Annotated in this window: 10 protein-coding genes; 5 read left to right on the top strand and 5 right to left on the bottom strand. The window is 41.3% G+C overall.

All coding sequences use genetic code 11. The features are described from left to right. Nucleotides 1-53: 53 nt before the first annotated feature. Nucleotides 54-395 carry a hypothetical protein gene (locus ELX58_RS00960; protein ID WP_133441314.1) on the top strand — a complete coding sequence of 114 codons (342 nt, stop codon included), beginning with the start codon at nt 54-56 and terminating at the stop codon, nt 393-395. 91 nt (nt 396-486) lie between these two features. Beyond that, nucleotides 487-1185, top strand: coding sequence for an aquaporin (locus ELX58_RS00955; RefSeq protein WP_133441313.1), 699 nt, complete (start codon nt 487-489; stop codon nt 1183-1185). On the opposite strand, the gene ELX58_RS00950 is transcribed toward ELX58_RS00955, so the two are convergent. Then, nucleotides 1186-2025: a DegV family protein gene (locus ELX58_RS00950; RefSeq protein WP_133441312.1), complete on the bottom strand. Its 840-nt coding sequence runs from the start codon at nt 2023-2025 to the stop codon at nt 1186-1188. A 132-nt stretch (nt 2026-2157) separates the two neighbouring features. On the opposite strand from ELX58_RS00950, the gene ELX58_RS00945 reads away from it, so the two are divergent. Then, nucleotides 2158-4524: an ATP-dependent DNA helicase gene (locus ELX58_RS00945; RefSeq protein WP_236747684.1), complete on the top strand. Its 2367-nt coding sequence runs from the start codon at nt 2158-2160 to the stop codon at nt 4522-4524. Nucleotides 4525-4671: 147 nt separating this feature from the next. After that, complete coding sequence (locus tag ELX58_RS00940; protein ID WP_133441311.1) at nt 4672-5127, top strand: hypothetical protein; 456 nt, start codon at nt 4672-4674, stop codon at nt 5125-5127. Between the two features lie 89 nt (nt 5128-5216). On the opposite strand, the gene ELX58_RS00935 is transcribed toward ELX58_RS00940, so the two are convergent. From ELX58_RS00935 to ELX58_RS00920, 4 genes are all read right to left on the bottom strand, one after another. Then, nucleotides 5217-6287, bottom strand: coding sequence for a lactonase family protein (locus ELX58_RS00935; RefSeq protein WP_133441310.1), 1071 nt, complete (start codon nt 6285-6287; stop codon nt 5217-5219). 160 nt (nt 6288-6447) lie between these two features. Next, nucleotides 6448-8397, bottom strand: a complete 1950-nt coding sequence (locus tag ELX58_RS00930) for a S9 family peptidase (protein ID WP_133441309.1) — start codon at nt 8395-8397, stop codon at nt 6448-6450. An 11-nt stretch (nt 8398-8408) separates the two neighbouring features. Next, nucleotides 8409-9185, bottom strand: coding sequence for a YibE/F family protein (locus tag ELX58_RS00925; RefSeq protein WP_133441308.1), 777 nt, complete (start codon nt 9183-9185; stop codon nt 8409-8411). Beyond that, complete coding sequence (locus ELX58_RS00920) at nt 9182-10294, bottom strand: YibE/F family protein (protein ID WP_133441307.1); 1113 nt, start codon at nt 10292-10294, stop codon at nt 9182-9184. The genes ELX58_RS00925 and ELX58_RS00920 overlap by 4 nt, the downstream gene beginning before the upstream one ends. A 134-nt stretch (nt 10295-10428) precedes the next feature. On the opposite strand from ELX58_RS00920, the gene ELX58_RS00915 reads away from it, so the two are divergent. Continuing rightward, nucleotides 10429-12348 carry a M13 family metallopeptidase gene (locus tag ELX58_RS00915; protein WP_133441306.1) on the top strand — a complete coding sequence of 640 codons (1920 nt, stop codon included), beginning with the start codon at nt 10429-10431 and terminating at the stop codon, nt 12346-12348. Nucleotides 12349-12421 lie beyond the last annotated feature (73 nt).

The raw sequence follows: 12421 nt of genomic DNA, 5'->3' as shown, positions 1-12421 counted from the left end.
GCTGATTTCAGCTAAAATTAGAGTAGTTAGTTCGTTTCTACGAGGTGAACACATTGTTTAAAAAACGTTACGAAAAAAAAGAAGACAAAAAAGCAATTATCGATATTGATAACTTCATCGTTACCTATGGTGAACAAGTCTTAGGCTCAAGACCTGATTTAACCCAAACCATTTATAAGGCTTGTAAAGGTAACCTTAAGGGTCTAGACAAATTATTTAAGGATCAAGGCTTCGGCCGTATCCATAAGTTTGTTGAAATCGCCCAGGGTTACGTCAGTGACATGTACGAATTAGACGGTAAGGCCGCTGAACCCAAGGTTAACTTTATTATTCATCAGGCAATTGCTTACTTAGGTTCACACGCTAAGGACCTTAATAAGTGGAAGTTAGCTTAAATTAATCAACGAAATAAATTAAAAGAGACAATTCTTGAATTAAGAATTGTCTCTTTTTAGTATCTATTACGAATTTATCTTATTAGAAAGCATGATCAATACGCCTGCCGTTACTGGAGAATTCGTCGGGACATACATCATGATGACGCTTGGTCTTGGGATCAGTGTCATTATCAACTACTTTTTGTACCCCAACGGCCAAAGTCGTTATTTAACCGGCTTTTATTGGGGCATTAGTATTTGGATTGCATCCATGATTGGGACCGGAATTTGGAATACCGCGAATTTCAATCCGCTCTTTTCGATTGCACAGGGCCTCAACCAGCAAATTACGTGGTCAGTCGTGATTGGTGAAATTATGGTTCAAATCTTAGCGACCTGGTTAGCAAGCGCCACCGTTCATCGGATCTGGAAACACTGGCTGATTACACTACCGTTAAACCTAAACTTCTTCGCAACGGTCCCCAGGCGTTTTAACCACAACTGGTACAACTTCTTTTGGGAAGCTGGTGGAACGGCATTAATCACCATCAACGCCCAATTATTACCGTTAGCTAACTTACCCTGGTGGGTTAACGTAACCTGGTCATCAATCGTGATGTTTATATTAATTACAATCGTCGCACCCATTACCGGAGCGGCCTTTAATCCAACCAGAGATTTAGTACCTAGGGAGTATTTTTCTTTTCTAATCAGTCATGATTATGCCCAATGGAATTACGCTATTGTCCCATTGATGGGCCCGATTGTTGGTTGCGGATTAGTTATGATCATTAAACTATTGATTTAGTTATTTCTTACAGATCATGACGGCAAAGGCATTATTACCGGTATGGTTAGAAACGATTGCGGATGTATAAAGAAAACTGATCGGTAAATCAGGATACATCTCATGTAAGTGATCTGCACAGAACTTTGGAAAGACGGTACTGCCAGTATAACTAATGCCGATAAATGATAAATCAGTACCTTTAATATGCTTAATAAAGCGCTTGAACCAACGATAGAAGGTCTTCTTGCCCCGGCCTTTAATATCTAAATGCAAGTCCTTATCGCTTAACGTAAAGACAACGTGTAAATTTAATAAATGGGTTAAGAAGCCGGTGGCTCGACTGATTCGGCCACCCTTAACCAGGTTATCTAACGTACTAGCACCAATATATAATTCACTTTTATCTCGAACTTTGTTTAACTTATCAAGGATCTGATCCATGGTGTACTTACCAGATTGAGCCATCTTAGCGGCAACTAAGACCATGTGGCCCATACTCTGATCAATGTACTGAGAATCAATCACCGTAACTTTACCCTTGCATAAACGGGCTGCTTCACGGGCGGCATCAACGGTTCCACTCAATAACTTAGTCATCTGAATTGAGAGAACCTGATTGCCATCGGCCGTCAATTTATTATAAGCGTCTAAGAACAAGCCAACTGACGGCTGACTAGTTTTTGGAAACGGCTTTTTATGGGTATTCATAAAGTCGATTAACTGTTTTCCATTAATACTGATTGGATCTTGATAGGTCTTATCCCCGATCGTAACGGTTAAGGGAACAATCGTAATGTTATATTTCTTTGCTTTCGCTTTTGGAATCAAAGCGGAAACATCGGTAACGATCTTGATCATGAATATACGGCCTTTCTTCGTTTTATTGATAGTACAATTATACACCGGAATGTTAATTAACTTATAATAATAATTCAATTCGCACTTTTTCTTTTACCCAAAATTACTATAGAATTAACTCATACTAAAGAGGTGTCCAGTATCGCAAAAGCCAAAGATCTTGGAGTCCGCAAATTAATTGAATTCACTCTACGCAGTGGTGATTTAGGTGCACTTATCCACAGCCAAAATACCGCTGCAAACGGGAGTCGGATTCATCGTCGAATCCAGCGCCGACGTGGTAAGACCTACAAACCAGAAGTCTATCTATCGCAACCTGTTCAGATTAACCACCGTCACTTTCTCATTCATGGTCGTGCTGATGGGATTATCATGCGCAAGCATCCCCTGATCGAAGAAATCAAGACCTGCGACGTTGATTTCGATCAGCTCCCGAAAAGTATTCTGATCCTATATTGGGGCCAGGTTAAAATGTACGCTCATCTCTTGATGAACAAACATTCTGAGATCAAGCAGGTCAAATTACGGTTAACTTACGTTAAGACACCCGATAACCAAATTACCGAAAAGATCCAGCAATTCACCAACGTTCAAGCTCACGAATTTTATACCCATGTGCTCAATATTTATCAACAATGGATTGAACTCCGAGATGAAATTGTGGATAAACGAAACCGAACCGCCAAGAAATTACGGTTCCCATTTAAACATTATCGAACCGGTCAACATGAAATGGCGGCTGCGGTATATAAAACGATTCTTTTCCACAAGCATCTCTTCTGTGAAGCACCAACCGGGACTGGTAAAACGATTTCCACTATTTTCCCCAGCGTTAAAGCAATGGGTGAACACCTGCTCAACCGCATCTTTTATCTAACGGCTAAAAAGAGCACCCGCCACGTTGCTGAAGAAACCATGAGTTTTTTGGCAAAGCATGGCCTGTGGATAAAAAGTATTACCATTACCGCCAAAGAAGAGATTACTTTTCCACAGGAGATTGATAAAGACCCTGACGAAAATCCGTATATGTTGGGCTATTACGACCGCTTAAAGCCAGCACTAAAAGATTTATTAAAACATAACAACCAAATCACCAAAGCAACGGTTATCCACTACGCCAAAAAATATACTCTAGATCCATTTGAATTTTCACTGGACGCCAGTGTTTTCTGTGACGTGGTAATCTGTGACTATAACTATCTATTCAACATCGAAGTCTATTTACAAAGGTTCTTCTCAGCCCATGATGACGGCAACTTCTTTCTGATCGACGAAGCACACAATCTAGTTAGCCGTTCCCGTGACATGTACTCAGCAGATCTTTCTAGTGCGAAGTTAAAAGATCTGTTAACGCTGACTAAACATCACAAATCACGTTGCTACGATATCCGGCCTAAATTACTGAAACTAATGCGAACCTTTGAAGACGAAAGTCTATCGTTAGATGAATCACATCAATATAGTCTGAGTCTTAAAAAGCCATTAAAAGGTTTTAATCAAGCCGTGGCGGAAACGGCTCACGCTATCCACAAATGGTTACCACGCCAGCAACATCGTGATGATTTGGTCAACGCTGTGATTCAATTCTACTTTGACTGTAATACCTACTTAACGATTGGTGATTTGTATGACGAGACCTATCGAACCCTCATGATCCACGATAAGGGCCATCAGGTTATTTTCCGTGAATTCTGTATTGATCCAAGTCAACATCTAGCCCACTCACTTAGTCTAGGTCGTGGTGCCGTACTATTCTCAGCAACTCTAACCCCAATGAAGTACTATCAACGGGTTCTAGGCAATGAAAAAGATAGTCTAGATTATCAATTGCCCTCAGCTTTTCCACCCCAGAACCAAAAGGTATTGATAACTAATTACATTCGGACAACTTATCGACAGCGTCAGGCTAATCAATCTACAATTATTGATACCATTTACACCTTAATCTGTGGAAAACCAGGTCATTATTTAGTGTTTTTCCCATCTTATGACTATTTAAACTCGGTTGCGGACGACTTTAAGCATCGTTATCCACAGGTTAAGACATTAATTCAGACCAATGACATGTCGATCGACGACCAAAGGGACTTTATCCACAAATTCAGGACCAATTGTTCACAGACCTTAGTCGGATTTGCCATCTTAGGCAGTAACTTTTCAGAAGGCATCGATCTTAAGGGTAACGCCTTAATCGGGGTTGCAGTCGTCACCGTTGGCTTACCGAAAATTAACGATGAAACTAATTTAGTTCGTGATTATTTCGACACGGAGGGTCACGGCTTTGAGTACGCCTACCAATTACCAGGATTAAATAAAGTTATGCAAGCTGCCGGACGTTTAATTAGAAGTGCTAGTGACGTTGGGATCGTGGCGTTGATTGATCAACGCTTTAGTTGGACCCAGTATCGACGGTTCTTACCAGCCTTTTGGCGCCCTCAGTCTGTGTATAATTTATCTCAATTCAAGCAAGCAGTGAATAACTTCTGGCAAAATCACTAGTTATCCACCTGTGGATAACGTAAATATTATGATCAATTATCGACAAGCCCAATCAATAAGGATTATGGGCGTTAATTTATGGTAAAATAATTAACGGTGAATAAAACGATTTAAATGTAATAAAATCAGTTGAAGGGACGAAACTTAATGAAAGAATTTAAGGATTTAGACGACAATGCACAGAAGTTATTAAAACAGACGATCGACACTACTCAAGATTTAGCAACTGTTTACATGGACTTTGCTAAAGAAGGCAAGGATGCCGTTAAAAAGGCTCAGCCTAAGGATTCTGAAGCATACTTAGCTGATCACTTTGACGATGTCTATTCTTTAGCTAAGAAATATGGTATCGGTAGCGGTGCCTTCAGCATCAGCAGTGTTCAACAGAGTTTAAACGACGTTGTTAATAACTTAAAACGGATTGCCGTTTATCCTAACTCTCAATTACACCAAGTTATCGATGATTTAGTCATGATCGCTGAACATTACGATCATGATCCTAAGACCTGGGTTGAAAATACCGTTAACGTCAACCAGGATGGTAAATGCTTAGATGCCGATGTTGGTGAAATTAAGCGTAGTTTTAAGATGACTGATAAGTAATCTCGAAAATTTTTATTGAATTATAGACAAAAAAGCTTGGCTAAATTAATTTTTAACCAAGCTTTTTATTTATAATCAGTTTCAATTATTTACTTAATAATCTTTTCTGGGCAAACGCAGACACCTTCAGGAACTTTGAAGTCCTTCTGGATCATCTTTAATTTACCAGTTGAAGCGTTACGTTCGTATAAAGTAGCGTTATTAGTGTTCTGGTTCAATGCGATTACCATACTCTGATCATGGTTGAAGTTGAAGTCACGTGGGAAGTCACCTTCAGTGGAGATTTCCTGAATTAACTTTAACTTGCCTTCAGCATCGGACTGGAAGACAGCAATACTGTTAAAGCCACGGTTAGATACGTAAATGAACTTGCCATCTTTGGACATGCGAATGGCAGCCGCACCATTATGTTTCGTCCAAGTGTCAGGAATGGTCGAAATAACCTGCTTCAATGAAAACTTACCGACTTTGGCGTCGTAATTCATAACGGCAACGTTACTACTCAATTCAGCAGATACATAAGCAACGCCCTTCTTTGGATCGAAGACAATGTGACGCGGACCAAAACCAGGCTTGAACTGGAACTTACTTACGGGGCTTAATTTACCTTCATCACTTAAGTTGTATAAGTAGATGCGGTCCTGACCTAAGTCAACGACGACTAAACGGCCATCTGGAGTTAAGTCAGCAAAGTGCGGATGAGCACCGTCTTTTTGTTCAGGACGCGGGCCCTGGTGACCTTTGTCGACGACGCGATCAGTTTCCTGTAACTTACCCTTGGGCATAATCTTGTAAATAATGATTGCACCAGTGTGGTAGTTAGCGGTGAAGACTAACTGCTGTTTTTCATCAACGGTGACATAACAAGGTGAAACACCTGGATCTAATTTGGTGTCGGTTACGATGGCCGGACGAGAATTATTGTCCAAGACCTGTAAGCCGCCACGCATGTGATCGTTACCTTCACCTAAGTTCTTTGGCCATACTTTATCGATCGCATAGATTCGGTTAGCTTTAGAAATGGCTAAGTACGTTGGGTTACCGCTACCGGCAACGAAGCGTAAGTTCTGTAAACGTTTCTTGTTGTCATCTAATTCTAAATCATAAACGCCGTGACTAGTCTGCAGCGTGTAAGTTCCAATCAGGAATTTTTCGATCATATCTAACATCCCTTCTCATAAGATTACATTTAAATTCTACCACCGATCACGTTAAGAAAGAAAGCGCTTTTATTAATGGTAAAAAGGCAAGGCATTTGATCAGAAATGCCTTGCCTATAATACTTTATAAATTATATAAATCTAATTTATCTTCGATTAATTAATTTAAATGGCTGTCCAGCCAACTCATAATGTCGCGCATTCGCTGGATCCGTAAGTTCGGTAATCCATGACGAGAAACACCATGGAACCCCTGCGGATAACGTAAGTAACGGACTTCAGTTCCAGTCTGTTTAACGGCGGTGAAGTACTCTTCACTCAAACTGTCAGGACATCGCATGTCATATTCACCATGCTGGATTAATAGCGGTGTCTTAACGTTCATCGCATAAGTAATCGGTGATTCCTTCTTGTATAATTCATCAGCATGATCTTTATAGAGATCTTTCCCTAATTCATCATCACAGAAGCGAATTCCGATATCACTGACACCATATTGTAAACGCCAGTCAGCTAACGGCCGTTGAGCAATTGCAGCGGTAAAACGATTGGTGTGACCAATGGCCCACAATGACATGAAGCCACCGTAAGAACCACCAGCAATGTAGACATGCTTACCGTCAAGATGTTTAAACTGCTTCAAAGCGGCGTCCAAGCCGGTAATTACGTCCTGATAATCAACCGTTCCAAACTTACCAATCACTGCCGTTTCAAACTTCTGGCCATAGGTCGTTGAACCACGTGGGTTAACGTATACTAATGAGTAACCGTGTTCAGCGATCGCCTGGAATTCCTGGAAGAAACTGTCACCATAGGCATCATGTGGGCCACCGTGAACGTATAAAACAACTGGGCTCTTAGCCTGGTGCTTCAACGATGGCATTACCCAGCCGTAAATCGTGGCTTTTTTATCTGCGGATTGGCAATGGAATGGAACTGCTTTAGCATAATGATGATCCTGTTCATACTGCCAGTTCGGGTTATAAACCGTTTTTTCGTCATCGTAATCTAAGCTCATAACCCGTAATTCACACGGCTGTGACTGTTTCGATGAACTTAGAATTACGTGACGGGCATCGATAATGTTAAAGTCATAGACCTCGCGACGACGATCACTAACTAATTTAATCTGTTTACCGTGACCTAGATATAACTGGCTACGACCGTGATGATAGGCATGAAATAGATAATCACCGTTATCTAACCAGTGCATTTCGACATTGCTTCGCTGCTGGGCAAAATCAGTACTCAAGCCACCAGCGTAGCCAACGTCTACGTCATCATGATCTTTAGTTAAATTACTGAGCTGGTCATTTTCAACGTCATAGAGCCAGAAATTATTCACCGTTACGCTTGGGTAACTATCATCATTCCCAATTAACGCAATCCAGTGACCATCCGGAGAATATTGAGCAGTATGAAAGACACCTTTTGGTACATCGTGATTAATCAACTTGGCCTGATGAGTGTTCACGTTATACGCAAACGCGCCTCGAGCTCGATTAATATCAGTCATCTTGTGATTAGTCTGCTGAAGATACAATACCGTCTGATGATCAGGACTAATTGATTGAAGATTAAAGTCGGCCTGGCTGTTCATCAAGACCGTAACCTGATAACTCTTTTCGGAGTAGACACACATTTCATAACGAGCGTCATTCGGTAACCAGCCGTAGCCATCAGCTTTGTTGACTAATTTCGTGACCGTTCGGACCTGTGGAAACTGACTAGTTGGATATTTTGGTGTTTCATAATTTTGAGTAACCTTAAAGTAAAGCTGGTCTCCAGCTAAATGAAGCTGACTAACGGAGCCGTTAACTTGAATCGGTTCAGCCTGACCACCTGATAACGACATCCGCATTAACTGGTTACCTTGTTTAGTCTGATGAACATAGTACAGGTAACTAGAACTAACCTGCGGATTAGTATTGATTCCACCGTCAGCCCAAATCTGATAGTTACCCTGATGATCGATGCTGGCAATGCTAGCTAGATATCGATTATCCTTTTGATCCATCGCATTTTCAACAAAGAAGTAGCGACCATCAGCACTGACCGGCTGAGTAACCGACTTTAACTGATATAAATCCGATGCACTAACGCCTTTCATATAACAACCTCCTATTTCGATGACTTTTTACCGTGTTTTTGATGATACCGTAATTGCTGAGCCATTACCAACGATGTGATTGGGATCGTGATGATGACTCCGATCAATGAGAAGATAATAATGATAAATTCAGCAGCAAAGACCTTGTCGTTCATGATCATACCGAATGAATAATGCAGACCAAGGAACCAGACAAATAAGGCTAATGAGCCACCAAATAGACCAAAGAAGAGTGTATTTAACGTGGTTCCGATGATCTGCTTACCAATCATGATCCCTTCACCTAGTAAACGATGCGGTTGGATCTTTGGATCATGATCAATAATTTCACCAAGCCCGGAAGCAATCGCCATCGTGGCTTCAGCAATCGCACCCAGAGTACTAAGAATTGCCGTGGCAATGGCAACCTTAATGAACGGAATCCCAATCAACAATGACATCCCTTCCAGGTCATCACTGTCTTCAAGGCCAAAGCCCTGGAACTGACCCCAGTATTCAAACGGCACGATTAACAGAATCAAAACGAATAAAACGAATAACGATGCTTCAAAGGCAATCTTACTGGTGGTGTCGTTCGAGCCACTCAGGAAAATGGTCAGCGACAAAACGATGATACTGGTGATCACTGTGATCCAGATCGGTGGCAGATGAAAGGCAATTAACACAATCGCAAAGAACAAGAAGCCAAAGTTAAATAATAAGCTTAAGAACGATTGCAGCCCCTGTTTACCACCAACAATCAGCATCAACACTAACAGAACTAAACCTAATCCACTGATAACACTCATGCTGTGGCACCAGCTTTCTGGTTACCTTTAATCCAAATACTGGCAAAGAAACTCGATAACAATACTGCTAAAACAATTCCAATTGCACTGATCAAGCTCTGGACAACGCCTAATGACATGTTCATGGTAAATGAATAACCCCAGCTGTTACCGTTCTTTAGGAACAACAACGTTAAAGGCAGTGCACTACCCATGAAAATGAAGAACAGGACGTTAATCAACGGACCCATAATCGATTTACCGATGTTTCGGCCCGCTAGAAAGATCAGATTACGAGAAATCTTGGGCTGTTCACGGACTAAAGCAAATAGTGACGATGTAATATCAGTTGATTCATCCATTACCGCACCTAATGATCCAATCAGCGATTCAGCCAAAAATAGCGGCTGCGGCAGCTGGGTGACGTACTGCATGGATTCGTAATGGATCCCGTGCTCATGAGTAAGGTGAAAAACGAGCAAACTGATCAGCAATGCTGCTAAAGTCCCGAAGACCGTTGACGCTAACGTGATTAACATCTGCCGACTGAAACCTAGAATTAGCAGTAAGGTCACAACTGAAAAGACTACGGCTAAAGCTCCGAAAAGTAATAGCACCTTAGTTCCTTCGGTTTTACCGTTAATCACGACTGCTAGCATAAACAATATAATGTTGACCACGATACTCAAGAGTGCCGTTAAGCCACTGATCCTTAAGAAAATCAAAAGCAAACAAATTGCGAGGTAAGTTAATGCCGCAACTGGCACGTCCCGTTTATACGTTCTGATGGTAGAACGGCCAATGTCCTTATGGATCACCAAAAAGGCTTCTTCACCAACGTGATACTCACGGTCCATCGCGTTGGATTCAGAATAAGTATTAGAAATACTTAAATGATGACCCTTGTGTTTACCGTTCATAATGACTCCGCTCAGCTTCTGATTAGTCTGACGGTCCTGATTATGAAATTCATCGGTTGCCTTATCACTACTGAGTTCACGAACGTGATTAACCTTAAAGATTGGTTGCTGATACAATGCTTCATCATGCATCATTCCAAAGATAAAAATGATCCCGATGATTAGCATCCCAAGGATCATTTTCCACGGAATTTTCTTAATCCATAACATAATCTATAATTCATCTCGAAATCTTATCATTATTTATCAGTTCTCATTTTAAACCCTTTGTAAACGTTTGAATAACCACAGCTTTCAGAAACAAGGTATACTATATTCTGAACTTAAAATAAGGAGACTTTACAATGTCAGACCAAGTAAACAAAAGTCTACTCAAAGATAATTTTTACCAGGCCGTAAACGGGGAATGGCTTAAACATGCCAAAATTCCTGCTGACCACTCCACTACCGGTGGTTTCCGTGACCTGGTTGACCAGATCGATAAAACCTTAATGAAAGATTCAGATAAATTATTGTCCGGTAAAATGCAACCGAAGACTAAACCGATGGCAGAATACAAGAAATTCTACGCCATGGCCATGAACTTTCAGAAACGTGATGATGACGGTGATAAACCGTTATTACCAATTCTGAATCAGGTTGAAAGCCTATCATCATTAAAGAATCTTAACGCCCACTTAGCAGACTGGACACTGAGTGGAATGCCGTTACCATTCGGTTTCGACGTTGATTCTGATATGAAGAACGCCAAAATTAACGCCTTATCCGCTTACGCACCAGCCCTGTTCCTGCCAGATAAAAACTATTACAAACCTGGCAACAAGGCCGCTAAGAAACTAATGCCAATCTTCACTAAAATGAATCAGCAATTACTTATCTTAGCCGGATATTCAGCACCTGACGCTGACGACATCGTGGCCAACGCCAAGAAGTTCGATAAGATGATTGCACCACACGTCATGAGTCCCGAACAGATGGCTAAGGTTCAAAATACTTATCACCCTGACAGCTTCGAGCACTTTGCCAAGTATAGCAAGTACGTTGATTTAACGAGTCAGATCAAAGCTTTGATCGGAACCGTACCAAAGAAGATCAACGTTGTTGAACCCGCCTACTACAAGGTGATGGATAAGATCGTTAATCCAGATAACTTCAACATGATGAAGGACTGGATGATTGTTAACATCGTCATGGACTGCAGCGACTGTCTATCCGAAGAATTCCGTCAGACCGGCAGTGTCTACGGTCGTGCTTTATCAGGACAGAAGAAAGCCGTTAGTCAGAAGAAAGCGGCTTATTACTTAGCCAGTGGTACCTTTGACCAGGTCGTTGGTCTGTACTACGGTCACAAATACTTCGGTCCAAAAGCTAAAGCCGATGTTTTAAAGATGGTCCACAAGATGATCGGTGTTTACAAGAAACGTCTAGCTAACAACACCTGGTTAACTAAACAAACCCGTCAGCATGCCATCGAAAAGTTAGAGAATTTAGTTCCACAGGTCGGTTATCCCGATCACTTGGATCCGCTCTTTAAGAAATTCAAGGTCACTACGACCGCTGACGGTGGCACGATTTTAAGTAATCTAATTAAATTTACCCAGATTGCCACTAAAGATATGTATGCTCACTGGAACAAGCCCGTTAAACGAACCCGTTGGGAAATGCCAGCCGATGAAGTCAACGCTTATTACCACCCGTTAAAGAACATTATCGTCTTCCCAGCCGCAATCCTACAGGCACCGTTCTATAGCCTTAAGCAGTCAGCTAGCGCTAACTACGGTGGAATTGGTGCCGTAATGGCTCATGAAATCTCACATGCTTTTGATAACAACGGTTCGCAATTCGATAAATACGGTAACATGAATAACTGGTGGACTAAATCTGATAAAGCCAACTTCAATAAGCGTGCTAAAGCCATGGTCGACGAATTCAATGGTATTCCGTACGCCGGTGGGAAAGTTAACGGTAAATTAATCGTTTCCGAAAACATCGCCGATGCCGGTGGCTTAAGTTGTGCCTTAGAAGCCGCTAAATCAACCGATCATCCCGATTTACAAGCCTTCTTCATTAACTGGGCTCGTATCTGGCGAATGAAAGCCACGACTGCATATAAACGGTTACTATTATCAATCGATGTTCATGCCCCTGGTGAACTTCGTGTTCAGGTCCAGGTCAAGAACCTTGATGACTTCTATAAAGCCTTTAATATTAAACCTGGTGATGGCATGTATCTAGCACCAGAAAAACGAGTTAAAATCTGGTAATTAATCAAATCAAAAGATAACAAAAGCTCCTTAATTCATAACGAATTAAGGAGCTTTTAATTTACTCTAAATA

Source organism: Acetilactobacillus jinshanensis, assembly GCF_004359375.1.
GTDB lineage: Bacteria > Bacillota > Bacilli > Lactobacillales > Lactobacillaceae > Acetilactobacillus > Acetilactobacillus jinshanensis.
The sequence above is the reverse complement of the archived record's forward strand: the minus strand, read 5'-3'. Positions and strand labels throughout refer to the sequence as shown.